21 protein-coding genes are annotated in these 25,957 nt (G+C 58.6%); 5 read left to right on the top strand and 16 right to left on the bottom strand.

The annotated features are described in order from the left end of the window. Positions 1 to 4: 4 nt before the first annotated feature. The 15 genes from nuoH to C4J89_RS15915 all read right to left on the bottom strand — a co-directional run bounded on the left by nuoH (position 5) and on the right by C4J89_RS15915 (position 17,706). Positions 5 to 1,012 (bottom strand): NADH-quinone oxidoreductase subunit NuoH, encoded by a 1,008-nt coding sequence (gene nuoH / locus C4J89_RS15990; RefSeq protein ID WP_003174724.1) that lies wholly within the window; start codon positions 1,010 to 1,012, stop codon positions 5 to 7. After that, a complete protein-coding gene (gene nuoG, locus C4J89_RS15985) occupies positions 1,009 to 3,723 on the bottom strand; it encodes an NADH-quinone oxidoreductase subunit NuoG (protein WP_124414983.1) in 2,715 nt (904 codons plus the stop codon). Before nuoG ends, nuoH begins: the two co-directional genes overlap by 4 nt. 136 nt (positions 3,724 to 3,859) lie before the next feature. Continuing rightward, positions 3,860 to 5,218 carry an NADH-quinone oxidoreductase subunit NuoF gene (gene nuoF, locus C4J89_RS15980; RefSeq protein ID WP_124414982.1) on the bottom strand — a complete coding sequence of 453 codons (1,359 nt, stop codon included), beginning with the start codon at positions 5,216 to 5,218 and terminating at the stop codon, positions 3,860 to 3,862. Continuing rightward, positions 5,215 to 5,712: an NADH-quinone oxidoreductase subunit NuoE gene (nuoE, locus tag C4J89_RS15975; RefSeq protein ID WP_003232080.1), complete on the bottom strand. Its 498-nt coding sequence runs from the start codon at positions 5,710 to 5,712 to the stop codon at positions 5,215 to 5,217. The genes nuoF and nuoE overlap by 4 nt, the downstream gene beginning before the upstream one ends. 2 nt (positions 5,713 to 5,714) lie before the next feature. Then, complete coding sequence (gene nuoC / locus C4J89_RS15970; protein WP_124363298.1) at positions 5,715 to 7,499, bottom strand: NADH-quinone oxidoreductase subunit C/D; 1,785 nt, start codon at positions 7,497 to 7,499, stop codon at positions 5,715 to 5,717. A 71-nt stretch (positions 7,500 to 7,570) separates the two neighbouring features. Further along, positions 7,571 to 8,245 carry an NADH-quinone oxidoreductase subunit B family protein gene (locus C4J89_RS15965; protein ID WP_003174719.1) on the bottom strand — a complete coding sequence of 225 codons (675 nt, stop codon included), beginning with the start codon at positions 8,243 to 8,245 and terminating at the stop codon, positions 7,571 to 7,573. Positions 8,246 to 8,255: 10 nt separating this feature from the next. Further along, the gene (locus C4J89_RS15960) at positions 8,256 to 8,669 is read right to left on the bottom strand and encodes an NADH-quinone oxidoreductase subunit A (protein WP_003192109.1); all 414 of its coding nucleotides are present in this window, start codon (positions 8,667 to 8,669) and stop codon (positions 8,256 to 8,258) included. Between the two features lie 1,155 nt (positions 8,670 to 9,824). Continuing rightward, entirely contained in the window at positions 9,825 to 11,150 is a 1,326-nt protein-coding gene (gene aceA / locus C4J89_RS15950; RefSeq protein ID WP_034106845.1) for an isocitrate lyase, read from the bottom strand. A gap of 177 nt (positions 11,151 to 11,327) precedes the next feature. Continuing rightward, on the bottom strand, positions 11,328 to 12,065 hold the full coding sequence (locus C4J89_RS15945) for a secretin N-terminal domain-containing protein (protein ID WP_124414981.1): 738 nt from the start codon (positions 12,063 to 12,065) through the stop codon (positions 11,328 to 11,330). A 228-nt stretch (positions 12,066 to 12,293) separates the two neighbouring features. Further along, the gene (locus C4J89_RS15940) at positions 12,294 to 12,716 is read right to left on the bottom strand and encodes a GNAT family N-acetyltransferase (RefSeq protein WP_124363296.1); all 423 of its coding nucleotides are present in this window, start codon (positions 12,714 to 12,716) and stop codon (positions 12,294 to 12,296) included. Further along, complete coding sequence (locus tag C4J89_RS15935) at positions 12,709 to 13,875, bottom strand: cupin domain-containing protein (protein WP_124414980.1); 1,167 nt, start codon at positions 13,873 to 13,875, stop codon at positions 12,709 to 12,711. Before C4J89_RS15935 ends, C4J89_RS15940 begins: the two co-directional genes overlap by 8 nt. Before the next feature lie 84 nt (positions 13,876 to 13,959). Then, entirely contained in the window at positions 13,960 to 15,330 is a 1,371-nt protein-coding gene (gene purB, locus C4J89_RS15930; RefSeq protein ID WP_124363294.1) for an adenylosuccinate lyase, read from the bottom strand. Positions 15,331 to 15,455: 125 nt separating this feature from the next. Further along, positions 15,456 to 16,079 carry a high frequency lysogenization protein HflD gene (gene hflD / locus C4J89_RS15925; RefSeq protein WP_017137510.1) on the bottom strand — a complete coding sequence of 208 codons (624 nt, stop codon included), beginning with the start codon at positions 16,077 to 16,079 and terminating at the stop codon, positions 15,456 to 15,458. Beyond that, positions 16,076 to 17,200 (bottom strand): tRNA 2-thiouridine(34) synthase MnmA, encoded by a 1,125-nt coding sequence (gene mnmA, locus C4J89_RS15920; RefSeq protein WP_124414979.1) that lies wholly within the window; start codon positions 17,198 to 17,200, stop codon positions 16,076 to 16,078. The genes hflD and mnmA overlap by 4 nt, the downstream gene beginning before the upstream one ends. Before the next feature lie 59 nt (positions 17,201 to 17,259). Continuing rightward, on the bottom strand, positions 17,260 to 17,706 hold the full coding sequence (locus C4J89_RS15915) for an NUDIX hydrolase (RefSeq protein ID WP_124363292.1): 447 nt from the start codon (positions 17,704 to 17,706) through the stop codon (positions 17,260 to 17,262). A 268-nt stretch (positions 17,707 to 17,974) separates the two neighbouring features. Here C4J89_RS15915 and C4J89_RS15910 point away from each other — a divergent pair, with 268 nt between their 5' ends. The 5 genes from C4J89_RS15910 (at position 17,975) to C4J89_RS15890 (ending at position 23,492) form a co-directional block, all read left to right on the top strand. Then, positions 17,975 to 18,871, top strand: a complete 897-nt coding sequence (locus C4J89_RS15910; protein ID WP_124414978.1) for a DMT family transporter — start codon at positions 17,975 to 17,977, stop codon at positions 18,869 to 18,871. 39 nt (positions 18,872 to 18,910) lie between these two features. Beyond that, a complete protein-coding gene (locus C4J89_RS15905; RefSeq protein ID WP_124414977.1) occupies positions 18,911 to 19,336 on the top strand; it encodes a cupin domain-containing protein in 426 nt (141 codons plus the stop codon). Further along, entirely contained in the window at positions 19,333 to 20,856 is a 1,524-nt protein-coding gene (locus C4J89_RS15900) for an acyl CoA:acetate/3-ketoacid CoA transferase (protein WP_124414976.1), read from the top strand. The genes C4J89_RS15905 and C4J89_RS15900 overlap by 4 nt, the downstream gene beginning before the upstream one ends. A 61-nt stretch (positions 20,857 to 20,917) precedes the next feature. Next, positions 20,918 to 22,474 carry an FAD/NAD(P)-binding protein gene (locus C4J89_RS15895; protein WP_124414975.1) on the top strand — a complete coding sequence of 519 codons (1,557 nt, stop codon included), beginning with the start codon at positions 20,918 to 20,920 and terminating at the stop codon, positions 22,472 to 22,474. Positions 22,475 to 22,613: 139 nt separating this feature from the next. Next, on the top strand, positions 22,614 to 23,492 hold the full coding sequence (locus C4J89_RS15890; protein ID WP_124414974.1) for a LysR family transcriptional regulator: 879 nt from the start codon (positions 22,614 to 22,616) through the stop codon (positions 23,490 to 23,492). 69 nt (positions 23,493 to 23,561) lie between these two features. Here the strand turns inward: C4J89_RS15890 and C4J89_RS15885 are convergent, their stop codons facing one another. Further along, complete coding sequence (locus tag C4J89_RS15885; protein ID WP_124414973.1) at positions 23,562 to 25,787, bottom strand: NADP-dependent isocitrate dehydrogenase; 2,226 nt, start codon at positions 25,785 to 25,787, stop codon at positions 23,562 to 23,564. Between the last annotated feature and the right edge of the window lie 170 nt (positions 25,788 to 25,957).

Raw genomic sequence — 25,957 nt, 5'->3', positions numbered from 1 at the left:
ATCCTCACTGAACCGCGGCTGCTGGCGTGTTCAACAACACGACGGCGGCCGTCACCAGCAAATTGATCAGGGTCAGCGGCAGGCAGAATCTCCAGCTGAAATCCATCACCTGGTCATAGCGCGGGCGCGGAATCGAGGCGCGCAGCAGGATGAACAGCATGATGAAGAACGCGGTCTTCAAGAAGAACCAGAAGAAGGCCAACTGCGGCAGGATGCCGAACGGACCGTGCCAGCCGCCGAAGAACAGCGTGACCAGCAGGGCCGAGATCAAGATGATGCCGATGTACTCACCGACGAAGAACATGCCCCATTTCATGCCGGCATATTCAATGTGGTAACCGTCGGCCAGTTCCTGCTCCGCTTCCGGCTGGTCGAAGGGGTGACGGTGTGTCACAGCCACGCCGGCGATGAAGAAGGTGCAGAAGCCAAAGAACTGCGGAATGATGAACCACAGGTTCTGCGCCTGGTACTCGACGATATCGCGCATGTTGAACGAGCCAACCTGCACCACGATGCCCATCAGCGCCAACCCCATGAACACTTCATAGGAGACGGTCTGCGCCGAGGCACGCAAGCTGCCCAGCAGGGCGAACTTGTTGTTGCTCGACCAACCGGCGAACAGCACCGCGTACACCGACAGGCCGGCCATGGCGAAGAAGAACAGCAGGCCGATGTTCAGGTCCGCCACGCCCCAGGTCGGGGTGATCGGGATGATCGCGAAGGCGATCAGCAAGGCGCTCATGGCCACGACCGGTGCCAGGGTGAAGATCACCTTGTCGGCAAACGGCGGGGTCCAGTCTTCCTTGAAGAACATCTTCAGCATGTCGGCGGCGATCTGGAACATGCCGAACGGGCCAACGCGGTTCGGACCGTAACGGTCCTGCCACCAGCCCAGCAGGCGACGTTCGACGAAGCTGAGCAGGGCGCCCGCGACGACCACGGCCAACAGGATCACGATGGCCTTGACGACCGAGATGATCACGTCGATCACTTCAGGGGTGAACCAGGTCATTGCGCTGCCTCCTGCAGACCGTCAACGGTTTGGCCAAAGATCGCTGGAGGAATACCGGCGATGCCTTTAGGCAGTGCAACCAGGCCGGCACCCAGCTCTTCGTTGATGCGCAGCGGCAGACGCAAGGTCTGGCCGGCCACGTTCAGGCTGAGCAGGGCGCCGTCGTTGACGCCCAGGCGGTCGGCTTCGGATTTGGCCAGGGCCACGTAGGCGGTTGGAATGCGTTCTTGAACCGGCGCGGCCTTGGAAGAAGTCTCTTCGCTGCCGAACAGGTGGAAGAACGGCACGACCTGCCAGGTACCCGGCGCCGGGTTGAACGGACGCGGGACCGCAGCGAACCAGTTCAGCGAATCGCCCTGGGTTTCGATCAGGCGGGTGCCCGGGTCGCCAGCGCGGATATGCCCACCGACTTCGTCCTGGAATTTGTTCCAGGCCTGCGGCGAGTTCCAGCCCGGCGACCAGGCGAACGGCACCTGCTGACGCGGTTCGGCCGAACCCGAATAACCTTCCATGGAGAAGGCGAACGCGGTGTCGTTATCTTGCGGGGTACGCGGTTCATGCACGCTGATATCGGCGCGCATGGCGGTACGCCCGGAATAACGCAGCGGCTCACGGGCCAGTTTCAGGCCCTTGATGCGGAACGAAGCAGACGGGGCAGCATCGACAATTCGCGCCAGCTGCGGTGCGCTTGCAGCGGTAGCGGCGGTGACGTGGTCGAGCTGGGTCCAGTCGATCGGCTGGTTCAACAGGGTCGCGCGCAGGGCATGCAGCCAGCGCCAGCCTTCGTGAACCAGGATGCTGGCGTCCATGTACTTCGGATCGAACACCTGGAAGAAGCGCTGGGCGCGGCCTTCCTGGCTGACCAGGGTACCGTCGCCTTCGGCGAAGGTGGCCGCTGGCAGCACCAGGTGCGCACGTTCGCTGGTGGCGGTCTTCTGGTGATCGGCCACGATCAGCACCTTGGCGGCGTTGAGTGCAGCGTCAACCTTGGCCGCGTCGGTGCGGGTGTACAGGTCGTTTTCCAGCACCACGATGGCGTCGGCGTTGCCGTCGGTCACTGCTTGCAGGGCGGCGTCCAGGGACTCGCCACCGAGCATGGCCAGGCCGAGGCTGTTGGCTTCCGGTACCACCAGGCTGATTGAGCCGTTCTTGTCGCGCAGCTTCAAGGCCTTGGCGATGTTGGCGGCTGCTTCTATCAGCGCCTTGGAACCCAGCGAGGTGCCGGCGATGATCAATGGGCGTTTGGCGGCCAGCAGGGCGTCGGCGATGCGCTGGGCCAGTGCCACGGCTTCGGCGTCCAGGCCGTCGACGGCAGGCGCGCTGGCGTCAAGGGCGTGGGCCACGGCGAAACCGATGCGCGCCAGGTCGTCCGGTGCAGCGTGGACGCATTCTTCGGCGATGTCGTCGAGCTTGGTTTCAGCCAGGGAGGCGATAAACAGCGGGTTCAGCGCGTGCTGGCCGATGTTTTTCACGGCGGCGTCGAGCCAAGGCTGCACGCGCATGGCGTCGGCCATGGCTTCGGCCTTGCCTTTGACCGACTGGCGCAGCGACAGCGCGATACGCGCGGCGGTTTGGGTCAGGTCTTCACCGAGCACGAAGATCGCATCGTGGTCTTCGATGTCGCGCATGTTCGGCACCGGCAGCGGGCTGTCGTTCAGCACTTGCAGGACCAGGCGGATGCGCTCCAGTTCGCCGGCTTCGATACCGCTGTAGAAGTGCTCGGCGCCGACCAGTTCGCGCAGTGCGAAGTTGCTTTCGAGGCTGGCGCGCGGAGAACCGATACCGACGATGTTACGGCCACGCAGCAGGTCGGCGGCTTTATCCAGCGCCGCGTCCAGGCTCAGCTTGGCGCCATCGGCCAGCAGTGGCTGGCGCGGGCGGTCTTCGCGGTTGACGTAGCCATAGCCGAAGCGGCCACGGTCACACAGGAAGTACTGGTTGACCGAACCGTTGAAGCGGTTTTCGATACGACGCAGTTCACCGTAGCGCTCGCCCGGCGAGATGTTGCAACCGCTGGAGCAGCCATGGCAAATGCTCGGGGCGAATTGCATGTCCCACTTGCGGTTGTAGCGCTCGGAGTGAGTCTTGTCGGTGAACACACCGGTCGGGCAGACCTCGGTGAGGTTGCCGGAGAATTCGCTCTCGAGCACGCCGTCTTCAACGCGACCGAAGTACACGTTGTCGTGGGCGCCGAACACGCCGAGGTCGGTGCCGCCGGCGTAGTCCTTATAGAAACGCACGCAACGGTAGCAGGCGATGCAGCGGTTCATCTCGTGGGAGATGAACGGGCCGAGGTCCTGGTTCTGGTGGGTACGCTTGGTGAAGCGATAGCGGCGCTCGTTGTGGCCGGTCATCACCGTCATGTCTTGCAGGTGGCAGTGACCGCCTTCCTCACAGACCGGGCAGTCGTGGGGGTGGTTGGTCATCAGCCATTCGACGACACTGGCGCGGAACGCCTTGGACTCATCATCGTCGATGGAAATCCAGGTGTTGTCGGTGGCTGGGGTCATGCAGGACATGACGATACGACCACGGGTGTCGTTTTCGTCGGTGTACTGCTTGACCGCGCACTGGCGACAGGCACCGACGCTACCGAGCGCGGGGTGCCAGCAGAAATACGGGATGTCGAGGCCGAGTGACAGACATGCCTGTAACAGGTTGTCTGCCCCATCGACTTCGAGCGCTTTGCCGTCTACGTGGATAGTGGCCATGGTTCAAAGTTCTTCGTTGGCCCGTTGTCAGCGGGCGTGGCTAATGGAATCTTGTTATTCATGTGCATCTACACAGCCATCAAGGCGTCCGCACATGAGAAAAGCGAAGGGCACGAACCCTTCGCTTCTTTAAGCGTTACGCACCGACCATGGTCGGTGATACCACCTGAGTGAGTTCGCCCGCGCGGGTTGGCGCGATGCCGGCCTCGAATTCATGGCGGAAGTATTTGATTGCGCTGCCCAACGGCTCCACGGCGCCCGGTGCGTGAGCACAGAAGGTCTTGCCTGGGCCGAGGAAACCGACCAGCCCGAGCAGGGTTTCGATGTCACCCTCGCGGCCTTCACCGTTTTCCAGGGCCATCAGCAGCTTGACGCTCCACGGCAGACCGTCACGGCACGGGGTGCAGAAGCCGCAGGATTCACGGGCAAAGAACTGCTCCATGTTGCGCAGCAACGAGACCATGTTCACCGTGTTGTCCACCGCCATCGCCAGGCCGGTCCCCATACGGGTGCCCACCTTGCCGATGCCTCCGGCATACATCTGTGCGTCGAGGTGCTCGGGCAGCAGGAAACCGGTGCCGGCGCCGCCTGGCTGCCAGGCTTTCAAGGTGTAGCCATCGCGCATGCCGCCGGCGTAGTCCTCGAACAGCTCGCGCGCGGTCACGCCGAACGGCAGCTCCCACAGGCCAGGGTTCTTGACCTTGCCGGAAAAGCCCATGAGCTTGGTGCCCATGTCTTCGCTGCCTTCACGGGCCAACGATTTGTACCAGTCCACGCCGTCGGCGATGATCGCCGGTACGTTGCACAGGGTCTCGACGTTGTTCACGCAGGTTGGCTTGCCCCACACGCCCACGGCGGCGGGGAAGGGCGGCTTGGAGCGCGGGTTGGCGCGGCGGCCTTCGAGGGAGTTGATCAGTGCGGTTTCTTCACCGCAGATATAACGCCCGGCGCCGGTGTGCACGAACAGCTCGAAGTCAAAACCCGAACCGAGGATGTTCTTGCCCAGCAGGCCCGCCGCCTTGGCTTCGGCCACGGCACGGTTGAGGTGCTTGGCGGCGGTGGTGTATTCACCGCGCAGGAAGATATAGCCACGGTAGGTTTTCAGCGCGCGGGCACTGATCAGCATGCCTTCGATCAGCAGATGGGGCAGTTGCTCCATCAGCATGCGGTCTTTCCAGGTGTTGGGCTCCATTTCATCCGCGTTGCACAGCAGGTAGCGGATGTTGATGGATTCGTCTTTGGGCATCAGGCCCCACTTCACGCCCGTGGGAAAACCTGCGCCGCCACGGCCTTTGAGGCCGGCGTCTTTCACGGTCTGGACGATGTCGTCCTGGGCCATGTCGGCGAAGGCTTTGCGCGCGGCTGCATAGCCGTTCTTGGCCTGGTACTCGTCGAGCCACACGGGCTCGCCGTCGTCACGCAAGCGCCAGGTCAGCGGGTGGGTCTCGGCCGAACGCTTAATCAGGTTGGCCGGGCCGAAGGAAGTCAGGGTCATGGGTAGCCCTCGAGCAATTGGGTCACGCCAGCAGGCTGCACGTCACCGAATGTGTCGTCGTCGATCATCAACGCCGGCGCCTTGTCGCAGTTGCCCAGGCAGCACACCGGCAGCAGCGTGAAGCGGCCGTCGGCGGTGGTCTGGCCCAGGCCGATGCCCAGCTTGGCCTGGATTTCGCTGACCACGGACTCGTGGCCACCGATGTAGCACACCATGCTGTCGCACACGCGAATGATGTGGCGGCCGACCGGCTGGCGGAAGATCTGGCTGTAGAACGTCGCCACCCCTTCAACGTCGCTGGCGGGGATGCCGAGGATCTCGCCGATGGCGTAGAGGGCGCCGTCCGGCACCCAGCCACGCTCCTTCTGGACGATCTTCAAGGCTTCGATCGACGCCGCGCGCGGGTCTTCGTAGTGATGCAGCTCGTGCTCGATGGCCGAGCGCTCGGTTTCACTCAAGGTGAAACGGTCTGTCTGGATAAGCGTGCTGTTCATGCTTAGCGGTCCACGTCGGCCATAACGAAATCGATACTACCCAGGTACGCAATCAAGTCCGCGACCATCTCGCCTTTGATCACCGAAGGGATCTGCTGCAAGTGCGGGAAGCTTGGGGTGCGAATCCGGGTGCGGTAGCTCATGGTGCCGCCATCGCTCGTCAGGTAATAACTGTTGATGCCCTTGGTCGCTTCAATCATCTGGAAGGACTCGTTGGCCGGCATCACCGGGCCCCACGAGACTTGCAGGAAGTGCGTGATCAGGGTTTCGATGTGCTGCAGCGTGCGCTCTTTGGGCGGCGGCGTGGTCAGCGGGTGATCCGCCTTGTACGGGCCGGCCGGCATGTTGCGCATGCACTGCTCGATGATCTTCAGGCTCTGGCGCATTTCTTCGACGCGCACGATGCAACGGTCGTAGGCATCGCCATTCGCGGCAGTCGGAATTTCGAATTCGAAGTTCTGGTAGCCCGAATACGGGCGCGCCTTGCGCAGGTCGAAATCGCAACCGGTGGAGCGCAAGCCGGCACCGGTGACGCCCCATTCCAGGGCCTCTTTGGTGTTGTACTGGGCCACACCGATGGTACGGCCCTTGAGGATGCTGTTATCCAGGGCGGCCTTCTGGTATTCGTCCAGGCGCTTGGGCATCCAGTCGATGAATTCCTTGACCAGGCGCTCCCAGCCGTTCGGCAGGTCGTGGGCCACACCGCCGATGCGGTACCAGGCCGGATGCAGGCGGAAACCGGTGACGGCTTCGATGACCTTGTAGGCACGCTGACGGTCGGTGAAGGTAAAGAACACCGGGGTCATGGCGCCGACGTCCTGGATATAGGTACCCAGGAACAGCAAATGGCTGGTGATGCGGAAGAACTCGGCCATCATGATGCGGATGGTGTCGACGCGGTCCGGTACCTTGATGCCGGCCAGCTTCTCCACCGAGAGCACGTACGGCAGGTTGTTCATCACGCCGCCGAGGTAGTCGATACGGTCGGTGTAGGGGATGAAGCTGTGCCACGACTGGCGCTCGGCCATCTTCTCGGCACCACGATGGTGGTAGCCGATGTCCGGGACGCAATCGACGATTTCTTCGCCGTCCAGTTGCAGGATGATACGGAAGGCACCGTGGGCCGAAGGGTGGTTCGGGCCCAGGTTGAGGAACATGTAGTCCTCGTTGGTGCCGGAACGCTTCATGCCCCAGTCTTCCGGACGGAAGCGCGCGGCCTCTTCTTCAAGCTGCTGCTTGGCGAGGGTCAGGCTGAACGGGTCGAATTCAGTGGCGCGGGCAGGGTAGTCCTTGCGCAGCGGGTGACCTTCCCAGGTCGGCGGCATCATGATGCGCGTCAGGTGCGGGTGGCCCGGGAAGTCGATACCGAACATGTCCCAGACTTCACGCTCGTACCAGCTGGCGTTCGGCCAGATCCCGGTCACGGTCGGCACGCTCAGGTCGCTCTCGCTCAGGGCGACCTTGATCATCACGTCGCTGTTACGTTCCAGCGACATCAAGTGGTAGAACACGGTGAAATCGGCGCCGCTCGGCAGGCCTTGGCGCTTGGTGCGCAGACGCTCGTCCACGCCATGCAGGTCATAGAGCATGACGTACGGCTTGGGCAGGTTGCGCAGGAAGCTCAGGACTTCGACAAGCCTGGCACGCGCCACCCACAGCACCGGCATACCGGTGCGTGTGGCCTGGGCGGTGAAGGCGTCAGGGCCAAAACGGTTATTGAGTTCGACGACCACATCCTGGTCGTCTGCCTTATAAGGCGGGATGTACAGAGCACTGCCTGTAGTCATGGTTTTTTATCGCTTTCGGTCAACGTAAAGAATGAAGCCAGGTTTTCGTTCTATAAAAGAAGCGGGCTGGATCAGACTTCGTCGGGGCTGCGCAGGTTGGTGACTGCGATTCGCTGTTCGCGGCGCTGTTCCTTTTGGGACGGCATCTCGGCGCGGTACACGCCTTGATCACCGACGACCCAGGACAGCGGGCGACGCTCCTTGCCAATCGATTCCTGCAACAGCATCAAGCCTTGCAGGAAAGCTTCGGGGCGGGGCGGGCAGCCAGGCACGTAGACGTCCACGGGCAGGAACTTGTCCACCCCTTGAACGACCGAGTAGATGTCGTACATGCCACCGGAGTTGGCGCACGAGCCCATGGAGATTACCCATTTGGGTTCGAGCATTTGCTCATAGAGACGCTGGATGATCGGCGCCATCTTGATAAAGCAGGTACCGGCGATAACCATGAAATCCGCCTGGCGCGGCGAGGCCCGGATGACTTCGGCGCCAAAGCGCGCGATGTCGTGGGGCGCCGTGAAGGCGGTGGTCATTTCCACGTAGCAGCACGAAAGGCCGAAGTTGTACGGCCACAGGGAGTTTTTACGCCCCCAGTTGACCGCGCCACTCAGCACGTCTTCCAGCTTGCCCATGTAGATGTTCTTGTGGACTTGGTCTTCTAACGGGTCGGAAACGGTTTCCCGTTCGCCGATGGGGTACTGCTCGTTAGGAGCATCCGGGTCGATCCTGGTGAGATTGTATTGCATCGCCAAAGCCTCATTGTTTCAGCTTCGCTTGCCGCTTGCGACGAGCTTCCGGAGCCCAGTCAAGGGCGCCCACTCGGAACAGGTAGACAAGACCTGCCAACAGAATTGCTATGAAAACGAGAGCTTCGACGAATCCGGTCCAGCCGCTTTCGCGAACGGACACAGACCAGGCAAAGAGAAAGAGGGCTTCGATATCGAAGATCACGAAGAGCATCGCGACCAGATAGAATTTGGCTGAGAGCCGCAAGCGGGCGCCACCTGTAGGTAGCATGCCGGACTCGAACGGTTCGTTTTTGCTGCGGCCCCAGGCTTTTGACCCGAGGAGGCTGGAGACGCCGAGCATGAAAGCGCAAAGGCCTACAACACCGAGGAGGAAAATGGCAAAGCCCCAGTTGTGGGCCATGAGTCCTGTCGCGTCGGTCATGCTGGAAATCCTTAACAGAGAGCAAAGGTCTCTGAGCTCGAAAAAGTAACGATGCAGTGACGATATGTCGCACTGCAATCAATCGCGGTGATTTTATGGCTAAACACCGGGCAAGTAAAATTCCTGTGGCGAAATTATTCGATGGAATAAGCACATAGTGCACCGTTGTGGGGCTGTAGCCCTTGCAGCATGGGCATTAGCCGGCTTTTGAACAATTGCGTTTTGTTTGACCGGTAAGAAAGTTTTCATGGTTTAAATGATAATGAATATTGTTTGCGCAGGGTTTAAGCGAATGTTTCTCGTGTGGCGGGGGAAGTTGCCGTTACTTGTGTGATTGTCGCCGGTTGATGGAACGGATTTTGTAACCGATTTATCTGCAGCGAATAGCGCTCTGGATCAAGGTTTTGCACAAAATCTTCAGGCTCATCGCATTCCAATGTGGGAGGGGGCTTGCCCCCGATGGCCATAGGTATCTACACAACTTTGGCGTGGTCCTGAACCTGTGGCGGCCCAAGAGCCGAAGCCTCTCTAACTGACGCCCCGCGACCAAAATGTGGGAGGGGGCTTGCTCCCGATGGCGGCCTCAGGGCCGACCAGGATGTTGGATCAGAGCGAGTACATATCCGTTGCTGCGGTAACGGCGGCTTAGGGTTCCGCCCTGACGGCGGGTCACTTTGGAAAAGAGCCCCAAAGTAACCAAAGGGCTCTTGCCCCACCACTCGGCACCTCGCCTAGGCTCGGTGTGCCCGTAATCCGACAGTGATTTGGGGGGCCGCCGCCACGCGCCATCCATGGCGCGGGGCGGCTAAACCGGCATCCCTGCCGGTTTACCCCCCAAATCACTATCGAATTGCGGCCAGCGTGGTTTAACGGGGCGCTTAAGATCAAGAGCAAGAGCAAGATCAAGAGCGACTCGCTTCGCATCGTGGTTACCGTAGGCTGCTACAAAGTTGTGTAGATACCTATGCCCCGATGGCGGTGGATCAGCAACAGATGTGCTGACTGACACTCAGCAATCGGGAGCAAGCCCCCTCCCACATTTGATTTTGGGTGTGACTGAAACAAAAAAAACGCCCCGAACCAGTCGGGGCGTGATGTTGTGCGGCACTGCGGTTAGGTCTTCCCTGGGGCCGCAGTGGCCGGGTACTCAGTCACTCAGTGGAACTGCTCTTCTTCGGTTGAACCGGTCAGCGCAGTCACGGACGAGGTGCCGCCCTGGATCACGGTGGTCATGTCGTCGAAGTAGCCGGTGCCCACTTCCTGCTGGTGCGCCACGAACGTGTAGCCTTTGGCGGCGTCAGCGAACTCCTGCTCCTGCAGCTTCACGTAGGCGGTCATGTCGTTGCGGGCGTAGTCGTGCGCCAGGTTGAACATGCTGTGCCACATGTTGTGAATGCCGGCCAGGGTGATGAACTGGTGCTTGTAGCCCATGGCCGACAGTTCACGCTGGAACTTGGCGATGGTCGCGTCGTCCAGGTTCTTCTTCCAGTTGAAGGAAGGCGAGCAGTTGTAGGACAGCAGCTGATCCGGGTATTCCTTCTTGATCGCTTCGGCGAAGCGGCGTGCTTCGTCCAGGTCCGGCTTGGCGGTTTCGCACCAGATCAGGTCGGCGTACGGTGCGTAGGCCAGGCCGCGAGCGATCGCCTGGTCGAGACCGGCGCGTACTTTGTAGAAGCCTTCCTGGGTGCGTTCGCCGGTGACGAATGGCTGGTCGTACGGGTCGCAGTCCGAGGTCAGCAGGTCGGCGGCGTTGGCATCGGTGCGCGCCAGGATGATGGTCGGCGTACCGGCAACGTCAGCGGCCAGGCGGGCAGCGGTCAGCTTCTGTACAGCTTCCTGGGTCGGAACCAGTACTTTGCCGCCCATGTGGCCGCATTTCTTCACTGACGCAAGCTGGTCTTCGAAGTGCACGCCGGCGGCGCCCGCCTCGATCATGCTCTTCATCAGCTCGTAGGCGTTGAGTACGCCACCGAAACCGGCTTCAGCGTCAGCCACAATCGGCGCGAAGTAGTCGATGTAGCCTTCGTCGCCCGGGCCTTTACCGGCTTTCCACTGGATCTGGTCGGCGCGACGGAACGCGTTGTTGATGCGCTTGACCACGGTTGGCACCGAGTCCACCGGGTACAGCGATTGGTCGGGGTACATGGATTCAGCGGAGTTGTTATCCGCTGCCACTTGCCAGCCGGACAGGTAGATCGCCTGGATGCCGGCTTTTACCTGTTGCACTGCCTGGCCGCCAGTGAGGGCGCCCATGCAGTTGACGAAATCTTTGTCGGGACGGAAGGACGGCTTGGCGCCTTGGGTGACCAGGTTCCACAGCTTCTCGGCGCCGAGTTTTGCAAAGGTGTGCTCGGGTTGGACCGAGCCACGCAGGCGGACGACGTCAGCAGCGGAATAAGCGCGGGTCACGCCTTTCCAGCGTGGGTTTTCAGCCCAGTCTTTCTCAAGGGCTGCAATTTGCTGTTCACGTGTCAGTGCCATGTAGATAAACCTCGTCGTCGCGTCTTGTAGGGTTCGAAGGCCCTTGCCAGGGCCCCTGATAAGCGGGAGCGAGGCCATCATGCACAGCCTTTTTGAGGGCGTCAAATGTTTTGTAGTGCTTTTTTTCAGGCACTACATATTTGTTCCGGGACGACTCGACGGTCAGTTTTTGGTGCTTCAGTTCAGCGTGTCGACCTTGACCCGCAAAGTCAGGTCATCGCGGCCCTGAGTAGAGTAGCTGCGGGTTGTAGAGGATTTGTCGGCTTGGGTTTCGCGGTTGACGCCGGCCAGGGAGATCCATTCACCGAGGCGCCCGCTGACGCTTGTGTCGGTACTTTGCACGTTCACTACATCGGGACGTTCCTGGCTCATGCGGTCACGGTTGGTACTGATGGCGAGGTGAACGGTCTCGCCGGTGACGCTGGCGGTCACGTAAAAACCCTGGGTGACGTTGCGATACTGGGTCTGGTTCTGCAGGCGCCCGTAGCTGTCCTGCTGGGTGGTGGTCAGCGGTACGCTCTGGCCGACCTGGATCAGCGCGGGTACGCCTTCGCTGGCCTGGATCTGCTGGATGCCGCCGTCGCGGCTGGTAGTGCCGTAGCTGATGATGCGGGTCTGGCTGTCGCCGCTGTTCTGCTGGTTGTTCTCGTTGGTGTCGACGGTGATCAGCAGGCGTTTGGCGGGGGTGTCGAGTTGAGAGAGCAGGGTGCGCAGGTCCTGGATCTTGCCGGGGTCGGCGTTAATGATCAGTTGATTGCCATAGGCACTCACGGTGCCGTCCTTGCCGATGAAGTTCTGCGCCACGGGCAGCAGGTCGGCGCTGGTGCGGTTGCTCAGGTTGACCACTTCGGTGTCGGCTATGGCCGATGCGCTGGCGGCCAGGAGGAGGGCGGTGAGCAGGGTGCGTAGGGACATGTCCGTTATCTCTGCGAGTCAAAGGCTGGATAGTGCCAGTTTGTCGGCCCGGCGGGTCGCAAGTTGAATACTAGACGGCAAAATGCCCTGGCTGGCAGGGCATTTTGGGGTGTGGCTGGGATAGCTATCGGGGGCAAGCCCCCTCCCACATTTTGACCGAGTACATCCTTTGGAATGCGGTCAAGTGTGGGAGGGGCTTGCCCCCGATAGCAGCGACGCGGTCTGGAATCAGCCCTCGCGCACCATATCAACATGCGGAATCCCGACTTCAAGGAATTCATCGCTGACGATCTTGAAACCCAGCCGCTCATAAAACGGCGCCGCGTATACCTGCGCACTGAGGAACTGCCGGGTCTGGCCACGCTTCTCGGCTTGGCCGATCACCGCTTCCATCAGCTTGTCGCCGACTTTAAGCCCGCGCCAGTCCTTGAGCACCGATACGCGTCCGATCTCGCCGCTGGGCAGCAAGCGAGCGGTGCCAATCGGAAAGTCGCCTTCGAAGGCCAGGAAATGCATTGCGCCGGCGTCGTCCGCGTCCCACTCCAGCTCAGGTGGGACCGATTGTTCAGCGATAAATACCGCTTCACGAATGCGCCGAATCTCGTCGATATCCTTTCGCCAGTCCGCGACACTTACGTGAATCTTATTCATCCGCAAACCCCAGGCTGCCTTGCTTGACCAGTTCGCACAGCAGGTCGCGACCGTCTTCGTCCGCCAGCCAAACGCCCAGATTTTCGTTGTGCAGGGCGTCTGCCGAGCACACCAGTTTCAACAGTTCGCGCAGTTTGCCCGGCAGGTAACGGCTCTGGCCGCTGGCGAACAGCAGCACATCGTCGTCCACTTCCGACCAGGCCAGGCGCGCGCTCGGGTTGCGTACCAGGATCGCGCCGTCTTGCAGGCTGCTGATGAAATCGTCCTCGCCCAACTCTTCGCCCGCCACCAGCTCCGGGTAGCGCGGTTCAGTCATGAACTGGCCGAACCAGGTCAGCAGCATGCGCTCGTCGCTCATGTGCTCGGCCAGCAGGCTCTTGAGGCGGTCCAGGGCGTCGCTCTGGATCTGGTGCGGGTCGCTGACCGGCTGGGCGTCTGCGTCGGTGTAGCGCTCTTCGTCGGTCAGGTACTGGCTGAGGAAGTCGGTGAAGTGGGTCAGCACTTCGGCGGCGCTTGGGGCGCGAAAGCCCACCGAGTAAGTCATGCAGTCGTCTTCGGCGATGCCGAAGTGCGCCAGGCGCGGCGGCAGGTACAGCATGTCGCCCGGCTCGAGCACCCACTCGGCGCTTTCTTCGAAGTCGGCGAGGATGCGCAGGTCGGCGTGCTGCAGCAGCGCGCTTTCAGAGCTGCACATCTGGCCGATCTTCCAATTGCGCTTGCCCTGGGCTTGCAGCAGGAACACATCGTAGTTGTCGAAGTGCGGACCGACGCTGCCACCCGGCGCGGCGAAGCTGATCATCACATCGTCGATGCGCCAGCTTGGCAGGAAGCGGAAATGCTCGAGCAATTCGGCAACTTCCGGCACGAACTGGTCGACCGCCTGCACCAGTAGGGTCCACTCGCGCTCGGGCAGGGTGCTGAAAGCGTCTTCGGCGAACGGGCCGCGACGCAGTTCCCACGGACGCTCGCCGTGTTCGATCACCAGGCGCGATTCGACTTCCTCTTCCAGCGCCAGGCCGGCCAGTTCGTCGGCGTCGATCGGGCTTTCGAAATCGGGGATGGCCTGGCGGATCAGCAGCGGTTTTTTCTGCCAGTAGTCGCGCAGAAATTCCCGTGCCGTGATGCCGCCCAGAAGTTGAAGAGGGATATCAGGATTCATGTGTAACCTATTGAAAAAAAGCACTTTTAAGACAGGAATAAAAACGCCCGGCGCGGCCGGGCGTCTCAAAGGGTCGTGCGACGGTCAGATGCGCTTGGCTTGCTCTACAGCGTTACCGATGTAGTTGGCCGGGGTGAGCAGTTTCAGCTCGGCCTTGGCAGCGGCTGGCATATCCAGGCCATCGATGAAAGTTTGCAGCGCGTCGGAGGTGATCCCCTTGCCGCGCGTCAACTCTTTGAGCTTCTCGTAGGGGTTTTCGATGTTATAGCGGCGCATCACGGTCTGGATCGGCTCGGCCAGCACTTCCCAGCAGGCGTCCAGGTCAGCGGCGATTTTCTGCTCGTTGAGTTCCAGCTTGCTGATGCCTTTGAGGCTGGCTTCGTACGCGATCACGCTGTGAGCAAAGCCCACGCCGAGGTTGCGCAGTACGGTGGAGTCGGTCAGGTCGCGCTGCCAGCGCGAGATCGGCAGCTTGCTGGCCAGGTGCTGGAACAAGGCGTTGGCGATGCCCAGGTTGCCTTCGGAGTTTTCGAAGTCGATCGGGTTGACCTTGTGCGGCATGGTCGACGAACCGATTTCACCGGCAATGGTGCGCTGCTTGAAGTAGCCCAGGGAGATGTAGCCCCAGATATCGCGATCGAAGTCGATCAGGATGGTGTTGAAGCGCGCGATTGCGTCGAACAGCTCGGCAATGTAGTCGTGGGGTTCGATCTGCGTGGTGTAGGGGTTGAAGCCCAGGCCCAGCTCGTCTTCGATGAAGGCGCGGGCGTTGGCTTCCCAGTCGATCTCGGGGTAGGCCGACAGGTGGGCGTTGTAGTTGCCCACGGCACCGTTGATTTTGCCCAGCAATGGCACGGCGGCGACTTGAGCGATCTGACGCTCCAGGCGGTACACCACGTTGGCCAGTTCTTTGCCCAGGGTGGTCGGCGAGGCCGGCTGGCCGTGGGTGCGCGAGAGCATCGGCACGGCGGCGAAACGGATCGCCAGCTCGCGGATGGCCTCGGCGGTCTGGCGCATCAGCGGCAGCATCACCTCATCACGGCCTTCGCGCAGCATCAGCGCGTGGGACAGGTTGTTGATGTCCTCGCTGGTGCAGGCAAAGTGGATGAACTCGCTGACCTGGGCCAGTTCCGGCAGCTTGGCCGCCTGCTCCTTGAGCAGGTACTCGATGGCTTTGACGTCGTGGTTGGTGGTGCGCTCGATCTCTTTCACACGCTCGGCGTGCTCCAGGGAGAAGTTTTCCGCCAGGGTGTTCAAGACAGCGTTGGCCTCGGCGGAAAACGCCGGCACTTCGCTGATGGCGGGGTGAGCGGCCAGGCGCTGGAGCCAGCGCACTTCAACTAGGACACGGGCACGGATCAGGCCGTACTCGCTGAAAATAGGGCGCAGGGCCTGGGTTTTGCCGGCGTAGCGGCCGTCAACAGGGGAAACCGCAGTGAGCGAAGAAAGCTGCATGGGGTGTTCTCGGACAGTCGGGCAACGAAATGGGGCGCGTATCATACATGAAAACATTCGCCGGTCCGTCGCCAACTGACCGGCGTATTACGCGTAACAGCTTGAAAAAGGTCTGCTGGTGCGACTTATTCGTTGCGCATCAACGGGTAAAGCTCTTTGAGCAATTTGCGCCGGCTGATCACCAGTTGCCAGCGATGGCCACCCAACTGGCGCCACAACCGCGCCGAACGAATACCCGCCAGCAGCAGGGCGCGGATTTTCGAGGCGTTGTTCGGTTGCTGCAGGTTGCGCATGTCGCCGTGCACCTGGATGCGCTGGCGCAAGGTGCTCAGGGTGTCCTGGTACAGCGCGCCACAGGCGGCGATCACGTTCTCGTGGGCCGGGCCGAAGTGCTCCACCTGAGACTGGATCTGCGGCAGGCGCTTGCCAATGGTTTCCAGCAGGTCGTCGCGCTTGGCCAATTGACGCTCCAGGCCGAGCATCGACAGGGCGTAGCGCAAGGGTTCGCGCTGCAGGGTGCTGGGGTCGCGCTCCAGGGCGCCGATCAGGGCGCGGTAACCTTCACGCAGCGCCAAGTCGTCGCCACCGTAGACTTCCAGGGTGTCCTTGGGGTCGCGGATCAGCAGGCTGCCGAGCATGCAGGTCAGGCCCGCCTCGGTGACCTGGCCGGTCTTGGCGATCTTGTCCACCAGCACCGCTGCAAGGAAAACCCCGCCCAGCGCGGTCAATTGCTCCTGGGTCGGGCTCATGCCGGGTTGCTCCAGGCTTGCGCAACTTCAATCACGCCGCCGCCCAAGCAGACTTCGCCGTCATAGAACACCACGGATTGACCAGGGGTGACTGCGCGCTGCGGGTCATCGAAGGTGGCACGGTAGCCGGTAGCGGTTTTTTCCAGGGTGCAGGGCTGGTCGCTCTGGCGATAGCGCACTTTGGCGGTCAGGCGGCGCGGTGTGCTCAGGTCGATGGGGTTGACCCAATAGATTTCTGAAGCGAGCAGGGCGCCGGAGAACAGCAAGGGGTGCTCATTGCCTTGGCCGACGACCAGCACATTGTTTTCCAGGTCCTTGACCAGCACGTACCACGGTTCTTCGCCGGCATCTTTCAAGCCGCCGATGCCCAGGCCCTGGCGCTGACCAATGGTGTGGTACATCAGACCGTGGTGGCGGCCGATCACTTCACCATCGGTGGTCTTGATCTCGCCCGGTTGTGCCGGCAGGTATTGCTTGAGGAAGTCGCTGAAGCGGCGCTCGCCGATAAAGCAGATCCCGGTGGAATCCTTCTTCTTGGCAGTGGCCAGGCCGTGTTGCTCGGCGATCCTGCGCACTTCGGGCTTTTCCAGCTCGCCCACCGGGAACAGGGTCTTGGCGATCTGTTCACCGCCGACGGCGTGCAGGAAGTAGCTCTGGTCCTTGTTCGGGTCCAGGCCCTTGAGCAGTTCGGTGCGGCCATCGATATCGCGGCGGCGCACATAGTGGCCGGTGGCAATCAGATCGGCGCCGAGCATCATGGCGTAGTCGAGGAACGCCTTGAACTTGATCTCGCGGTTACACAGGATGTCCGGGTTCGGCGTGCGCCCGGCCTTGTATTCGGCCAGGAAGTGCTCGAACACATTGTCCCAGTACTCGGCGGCGAAGTTGGCGGTGTGCAGCTTGATACCGATCTTGTCGCACACGGCCTGGGCGTCCGCAAGGTCGTCCATTGCGGTGCAGTATTCCGTTCCATCGTCTTCTTCCCAGTTCTTCATGAACAGGCCTTCCACCTCATAACCCTGCTCCATGAGCAGAACGGCGGAAACGGAAGAATCCACGCCGCCGGACATGCCGACGATGACGCGCTTCTTTTGTGTGTCAGAAGGGGCTGGATCACGCATAGGGTTTCAACGGGTGTCTTGAAAAAGGACGCGATTCTAGCAGGCCTGGGCCCGCAAGGCTAAAGAGAAGGACGGATCAATTCCAGGCTGTGACGCTGGCCGGCCAGATAATCATCGATACACCGGATGATCAGCTCGCTGCGCCAGTCGTCGCGCAGTTCCATCAGTTCGTCACGGGTCAGCCAGCGGGCGCGCAGGATGCCTTCGTCGAGTTGGTACTCCGGGTGGTGTTTCAGGGCCTTGGCGATGAAGCAGACCCGTTGATAGGTCACGCCATTGCTCGGGGCTGTGTACAGGTAGATGCCGACGATACCGGTGGCTTCGACGTCCCAGCCGGTTTCCTCGAGGGTTTCACGCACCGCGGCTTCGGTCAGGGTTTCGTTCGGGTCGAGATGGCCGGCCGGCTGATTGAGCACAGCGCGACCGCCCTTGAGTTCCTCGACCATCAGGAAACGGCCATTGTCTTCGACGATCGTGGCGACGGTGATGTGGGGGAGCCAGGTCATGAAAGCCTCTCGATTCAGGATACAACCCGCTCTTCAAGCAGAATTGCGGTCAGTGTGGGAGGGGGCTTGCTCCCGATAGCGGTATGTCAGCCAGTACATTGGCGGCTGACACGCCGCGATCGGGGCAAGCCCCCTCCCACATTTGGATTCGGTTTCTTCAGAGCTGATGCATAAGCAATCTGCATGATACATCTGACATTTTATGATTTTACCGATTTCAGCGCATGGCGCAGCTTATCTCTCCAGGACTATCAGTTTGGAGAGTGTCATGAACCCGGTTGCTCATAAACGCTACCAAGTGCGCCTCACATCGCCGCTGCCCATAACCTTCATTCTGCTGTGGAGTTCCGGCTACATCGGCGGTGCGTTCGGTGTGCGTTATGGCGAGCCCTTCACCATGACGTTCTATCGATTTGCCTTGGCTGCCCTTGTGTTCCTGGGGGTGGCGCTCGTCATCAAGGCGCAGTGGCCCCGGCGGCTTACGCCTTACCTTCATGCGGCGGCAGTCGGCCTGCTTTTGCAAGCCCTGCAATTCGGCGGTCTCTACACCGGGATAAGTCAGGGCGTCCCAGCTGGGCAGGCGGCGTTGATCGTCGGGCTGATGCCGGTGTTCGTCGTGATCGGTGCCTATTTCTGCTTGGGTGAACAATTGAGTTGGCGCGATCTGCCGGGTTCGATCCTGGGTGTTGGCGGCGTGGCCATCGTCGTGGCCAGCAGTTTTTTTGGCTCCGAGGCGTCAGTTGGCGGTTACGGCGCGGTGGGCTTAGCGCTATTGGGTATCACGCTTGGCACGCTCTATCAGAAGCGTTTTCTTGGCGGGGTGAATCTATGGGTGGGTTGTTTCATACAGATGGTTACCGCGTCACTGGTCATGTTGCTGTTGGCATATACCACCGAAACCATGCAGGTGACTGAGTGGGCTCCGTTCGCAGCATCGGTAGCCTGGATCACGCTGATGAACTCCGTGGGTGCGCTGACGCTGCTCTATTTGATGATTCGGCGCGGGGAGGCGAGCAAAGCGACGAACTTGTTTCATGTGATTCCAGCGGTCACGCAGATTATGGCGTCGTTGGTGTTGGGTGAGGTGCCGAGTATTGTGGCAATAGTGGGGTTTATTGTTTCGGGGGCTGGGGTTTATTTAATGAATCATTCGCGAACGAAGTGAGCTACTCATTATTTAAACCGGCCTATCAGGAGAATAATAATGTCTAACATCGAGATAACTGATAAAAAGCTATTTGACAATGAAATACGTCGTATTGGAGGTGGGTTGTATGTTGACAAGCTCGATGCTCTAATTTTCAAGCCTTACGATATTGATGGGCGCAAGGGCGTTTCAATATTTTATCTTTATGATGCGCGGATTAATGCGAAAGGACCAGTTGCTGCGTTGATTCGTTACGCCGGTGGAGCTCTAACGCCAAGGCATAGACATTTGGGTTGGGAGTTAATATTGGTGGTTGATGGTGAGCTTGTTGATGATAGAGGCCGACATGCTAAAGGAGCATTACAAATATACCCGCCTGGGTCTACACACCAACTTTCCTCTCCATCAGGTTGCACGTTTCTTGTGGTTTGGGAGCAGTCGGTTAAGCCTGCGCCGGATCAGGATGCAGAGGCTGCAGTATGAAAGTTGTAAGCGAGCGACAGGCGGCAGAGCTAATTGAAGATGGATGGACAATCATACCGGGAGGGTTTGGTAGTTGTGGACATCCTGATGGGCTTACTCGGGCAATCAGCGATCGTTTCAAGCGGGAAGGACGGCCTCGTAATCTTGGCCTGCTCTTTGCCTCCGCTGCTGGAGATCTTAACGGAAGGGGCGTGGACATTTTAGCCCAGAGTGGCTTGGTCGCTAAGGCCATTGGAGGATTCTGGGGGCTTGTACCGCAATTGGGAAATATGGCGCGCCAAGGGGAGATAGAGGCACATAACTGGCCGCAAGGCGTGATCAGCCAGCTATTTCGTGCGATCGCGGCGAAGAAACCTGGTGTGATCTCGAATATAGGCCTCCATACCTTCGTTGATCCCGACCACCAAGGTGCGCGCTTGAATCAACGAGCGGAATGCACGCTGGTTCAGAAGATCGTTATTAACGGAAACTCAACGCTTTTTTTTCCCGCACTTAATGTTAATTGTGCGTTATTGAGAGGGACGTTTTGTGACCCTTTAGGAAATATTTCGATGGAGCGGGAAGTGTCTTATAGCGATGCGCTCGCGCAGGCAATGGCAGTCAAGAACAGCGGTGGCATAGTGATTGTGCAGGTTGAAAGCTTGGTAGGGTTGCATGATATTGAGCCGCAAGATGTAAAAATACCCGGAATATTGGTCGATTATGTGACGGTGTCGCGCCCTGATGAGCATCCTCAAACTTATGGTGAGGCGCATAATTCAACATTTACACGTCCGGGAGTGCTCATTCCCAGTGTAAGTACGATTTCATGCGCTGAAAGAATAATTGCCAAAAGAGCCTTACAGGAAATTCGGTACGCAAATGCGCGCGTTATCAATCTTGGCATCGGTATACCGGTGGCCGTCGGCCAGATAGCTGAAGAATTGGGCTGTGCGGATCTAATGAGCTTTACCGTTGAATCTGGTGTTATAGGTGGTAGGCCTGCACGTGGATTGTCGTTTGGGGCCAGTTATCGTCCAGTCAGTATTATTGAGCAGGCGGCGTTGTTTGATTTTTATGAGGGCGGTGGGATTGATGTGGCGTGCTTGGGCTTTGCTGAAATGGATAGCTTTGGCAATGTCAATGTTTCGAAGTTCGGCCGTAGGCTACAAGGTGCGGGCGGTTTCATCAATATCTCTCAGTCAGCTCGATATGTCATTTTCTGCGGAACTTTTACAGCGATAGGATTGGTGCTGGGTATAAGTGAAGGGAAGCTGCGCATAGTCCGGGAAGGTCGTGTAAATAAATTTGTTCGTCAAGTCTCGCATATAACTTTTAATGGCGCCTACTCTCAATCATTGGGCCAAAAAGTTATATTTATCACGGAGCGAGCTGTTTTTGCATTAAGAGATGGGGTGGTGTATCTAGAGGAAGTTGCTCCAGGTATAAGTGTCGAGCAAGAAATTATGCCCTTCATAGAAGGCGGGTTTGTAGTGTCGGGCACTTGCAAGTCTATGTCGGATGATGTTTTTTCGATGTAAGTGTTCGCTCGGGGCTGTAGCATAATAAAATATTTCATACGGAAAACCGTGGGAGGTTGTTATGGCTGACAAGGTGATTACGGTAATCGGGGGTGGCGCTTCAAGCGTCTCCTTTGTCTATACGGTCTTAAATGGCTTAGGGAGATATGGCTGTCATTCGGATGTGTCGATATTCTTGGTAGACAGGCAGTTTCAATGTGGTCGCGGGCTTGCCTATTCTGAAGACTGCAGGACAAATATTTTAAATACGCGAGCGGAATTCATTTCGCCTTTTCCTGATCAGTCTGGGCATTTCTATCGCTGGTTATTAGCTAATCGTGAGATTTGGGAAGATGATTTCAGTGATGTTGAGTTGTGTCCGGAGGCGTTCCTACCTCGACCCTTGTTTGGTTTATATCTTGCGCACATGATTCAGCTCCTAGTCAAAAAAGCGGTAGAGCTCGGGTGTCAGTTGATTCCGGTGCGCGACGAGGTCGTCAACATGAGCTTTTCACATGACGGCAGGGTCGTAGTTTCAACGAAGGGGAATCTCTCGTTCCCTAGCGATCATGTAGTATTGAGCTGTGGTAACGCGTGTAGCTTGGAATACCAACACCTTACTACTATGAAAGGCTTTTTCTGCAGCCCTTATCCAATTAAACGCACATGCAGGCTGATTCAAAAGCAAGCGAGTGTTGCGATTGTTGGATCGAGATTGAGTGCTATCGATGCGGTGATAGGTCTTACTGCTAATGGCCATGAAGGGCCCATTACGTTGCATTCGCGCACGGGAGCCCTGCCAAGTGTCAGAGGAACTCAGGGGCGCTATAAGCCGGTGATACTGACACCGGAAACTGTTAGATCTTGTATCTCTCAAACTGGGGTGGTGCGACTTGAAGATGTGCTTCGTTGGACGATGCAGGAGTTGGCCTTGGAGGGCAAGCCGATATGCAGGCCTGACTGGTCAACAAAATGTTCTCAACGTCCAGCAGTAGAATTTCTTGAAGCGGAAATAGCTGCTGCCCATCATCCTCGATTTTGGCAATCTGTTCTTTATTCCACAAATGCCGTACTTGATTTGATATGGCCTGCAATGCCGGATGAAGATAAAAAGATATTCTTGGGTTACTCGAGTTGGTGGATGGCTTACCGTGTCTCTATTCCGGTTGAAAATGCGTTAAAGATTAAGTCATTACTTGAATCTGGGCAACTATCAATCATTAAGGGTGAGCTTGAGGCAATTGAGTGCGATGGGCGTTTTGTTTTGCAAGTGGCTAATCAGTCAGATAGAAGTTTCCATACCTACGATTCCGTTGTGGTGGCTACAGGCACGCCCCGTGATGTGACCAAGTTTGATAACCCATTGGTGCAACATATTCTTGAGCGGGGAATAGCGTGTGCGGACCCATTCGGCGGGGTGAAGGTATCCGCTGAGTCGGGCGGCTTAATAAATCAGTTAGGGCATGTGGATGACAGAATCATTGTTTTGGGAGAGCTGACAAGTGGTGCGTTCTTTTTTACCAGCGCTTTAGAGATAAATGCTCGTCATTCGGCGACGCGAGCAGAGTACATTCTGGCGAAATTGGCGCTGACTTCCGATACGCACGTGAATACGTTCGGTGCTCGATTGTCGGCATAGGATGACAGACGATTCTTTTTTTAAACATTTTCAGGATGTTTTCATACATGGAGTTAGCTTGTACCTAGCCGAATAGCTAGTGGCGAGTAAAGCGTTGATTTGCCACAATCGGAAGACCAGTTTCGATCGGTGGCGTGCCATGAGAGTCAATCTTGATGTTCAGTCGTTGCGAAGTTTTATCAAAGTAGGCGAGACCAAAAGCTTTACGCGCGCAGCCGAAGCGTTAAGCTTGACCCAACCCGCTATTAGTCAGCAAATCAAACGATTAGAGGATCTATTGGGTGTTGAGTTGTTTGTAAGAGAAAATCGACAGGTATTACTGACCGTGGAAGGAGAAAGGCTTTTTGGTTATGCGAAGGATATTGTTATTTGTAACGATAAAGTCGGTGCGCTATTTGAGAGAGCCGAAAAGCGAGAAATACTCATAGTGGGCATGCCAGAGCATTTTTGTGAGAAGGTGCTCCCTAAGATTATTTCCAGCATGGCTACTCACTTTCCAAAAATACAAATGGTGGTCAAGGTTGCTAGATCCGGCTTGCTATTGGATGCGATAATTGAGGGAAAGATTGATCTGTGCCTCGTGATAGACGAACTGGAAAAAATGCATGAGCAACCGTGGCATGCGTTATCGGTCAGGTGGTTTGCCAGCGATAGTGTTGACATGGTCGATAAACCACATGATATTCCGCTCGCCTTGTTCAAGCCGCCTTGTGGATTTCGCAGTCTTGCGATCCGAAGTCTGGAGGAGCGCGGCATTAAATGGCATTGCGTTTATGAGTCAGAGGACTTGATATCGTTGCGTTCTGCAGTGCAGGCCGGAGTTGGGATCACATTGCTTCCGTTTGTCGCGCAGGTATCGGGTTTAAAGAGTCTTGAAGGCATTTCCAGTTTGCCCGTGCTACCTCAGTTTGCCGTGATGCCAAAAGAACGAGCGGGTTGGAATCCCGTTTACAGGCGTGAGGTGCTTGAGTTGATTCGCTCCGTATGGGTTGCAGAGTACGTCAATGCTTCCCTATGACTAAAGTCTCACTCGCCGAAGACACAAACCCCGGCACTCGGCCGGGGTTTGTGGTATCGCTTTACAACCTTACTTCAACTTGGCAATCGCCGCATTCAGCGTGTTGCTTGGGCGCATGGCCTTGCTGGTCAGCTCCGGGTTCGGTGCGTAGTAGCCGCCGATGTCCACTGGCTTGCCCTGTACGGCGTTGAGCTCGGCAACGATGGTTGCTTCGTTCGCGGCCAGGGTCTTGGCCAGTTCGCCGAACTGCGCTTGCAGTGCCGTGTCTTCGGTCTGGGCGGCCAGGGCCTGGGCCCAGTACAGCGCCAGGTAGAAGTGGCTGCCGCGGTTGTCGATGTTGCCGACTTTGCGCGAGGGCGATTTGTTGTTATCGAGGAACTGGCCAGTGGCCTGGTCCAGGGTCTTGGACAGGACCAGGGCTTTCGGGTTGTTGTACGTCACGCCCAGGTGCTCGAGGGACGCGGCCAGGGCCAGGAACTCGCCCAGGGAATCCCAGCGCAGGAAGTTTTCTTCCAGCAGCTGCTGCACGTGTTTCGGCGCCGAGCCGCCGGCGCCGGTTTCGAACAGGCCGCCGCCGTTCATCAGCGGCACGATCGACAGCATCTTGGCGCTGGTGCCCAGCTCCATGATCGGGAACAGGTCGGTCAGGTAGTCGCGCAGTACGTTACCGGTCACCGAGATGGTGTCCAGGCCTTTGCGGGTGCGTTCCAGGGTGAACTTCATCGCGTCAACCGGGGCCATGATGCGGATGTCCAGGCCTTCGGTGTTGTGGTCTTTCAGGTAAGCCTGAACTTTCTCGACCACCACGCCATCGTGAGCGCGCTGCGGGTCCAGCCAGAAGATGGCCGGGGTGTTGCTGGCGCGTGCGCGGTTGACGGCGAGCTTGACCCAGTCCTGGATCGGCGCGTCTTTGGTCTGGCACATGCGGAAGATGTCGCCCGCTTCGACGTTCTGTTCCATCAGCAGGTTGCCCTTGCTGTCGGTGACGCGGACTACGCCGTCAGCCTTGATCTGGAAGGTCTTGTCGTGGGAGCCGTACTCTTCGGCTTTCTTCGCCATCAGGCCAACGTTTGGCACGCTGCCCATGGTGGTGGGGTCGAACGCGCCATTGGCCTTGCAGTCTTCGATGACCGCTTGGTAGATGGTGGCGTAGCAGCGATCCGGGATCACGGCCTTGGTGTCGTGCAGTTGGCCGTCGGTGCCCCACATTTTGCCGGAGTCACGGATCATGGCTGGCATCGAGGCGTCGACGATCACATCGCTCGGTACGTGCAGGTTGGTGATGCCTTTGTCGGAGTTGACCATCGCCAGCGAAGGGCGAGCGGCATAGACCGCCTGGATGTCCGCTTCGATCTGCGCCTGTTGCTCGGCAGGCAGGGCCTTGATGCGGGCGTACAGGTCGCCGATGCCGTTGTTCAGATTGAAGCCGATCTGTTCCAGCACAGTCGCGTGCTTGGCCAGGGCGTCTTTATAGAATTCGGCAACGATCTGGCCGAACATGATCGGGTCGGAGACCTTCATCATGGTCGCTTTCAAGTGAACCGACAGCAGCACGCCTTGTTTCTTGGCGTCTTCGATCTCGGCGGCGATGAACGCGCGCAGGGCTTTCTTGCTCAGTACGGCGGTGTCGATGATCTCGCCAGCCTGTACCGAGGTCTTTTCTTTCAGGACGGTGGCGGTGCCGTCTTGAGCGATCAGCTCGATTTTGACAGCGTCAGCGGTTTCGATCTGTACGGCTTTTTCGCTGCCGTAGAAGTCGCCATTGCTCATGTGGGCAATGTGCGACTTGGAGTCGGCAGCCCAGGCGCCCATCTTGTGGGGGTGCTTGCGTGCGTAGTTCTTGACCGACAGCGGTGCGCGGCGGTCGGAGTTGCCTTCGCGCAGGACCGGGTTCACGGCGCTGCCCTTGACCTTGTCGTAACGGGCACGGGTTTCTTTTTCCGCGTCGGTGGTTACGGTTTCCGGGTAGTCCGGCAGGGCGTAGCCCTGGGCCTGCAGTTCCTTGATCGCGGCTTGCAGCTGCGGGGTCGAGGCGCTGATGTTAGGCAGCTTGATGATGTTGGCTTCAGGCGTAACGGCCAGGTCGCCCAGTTCGGCGAGGTGGTCCGGGATAGCCTTGTCGCCCAGTTGCTCGGGGAAGCTTGCGAGGATGCGCCCGGCGAGGGAAATATCGCGGGTTTCCACGGCAATATCAGCGGAAGCGGTGAAGGCCTCTACGATAGGCAGCAGTGAATAGGTGGCGAGGGCTGGGGCTTCGTCGGTGAAGGTGTAGATGATCTTCGAGCGGGTGGGCATATTCGGATTAACTCTCTTCTTTGCTGAAAGCGTGCGCAGAAACTCGAGATGCGCCGGGTGGAGCGCGTTCGTTCAAAGTCATCCATGAGCGAAATGTCGAGGTTTCTTCGCGGTGATGTTGGGTTGCATCAGTCGAGCGTCAAGCGTTTGGACTATTGTAATAGTCCTGC

The organism is Pseudomonas sp. R4-35-07, from assembly GCF_003852235.1.
Lineage (GTDB): Bacteria > Pseudomonadota > Gammaproteobacteria > Pseudomonadales > Pseudomonadaceae > Aquipseudomonas.
The sequence above is the reverse complement of the archived record's forward strand: the minus strand, read 5'-3'. Positions and strand labels throughout refer to the sequence as shown.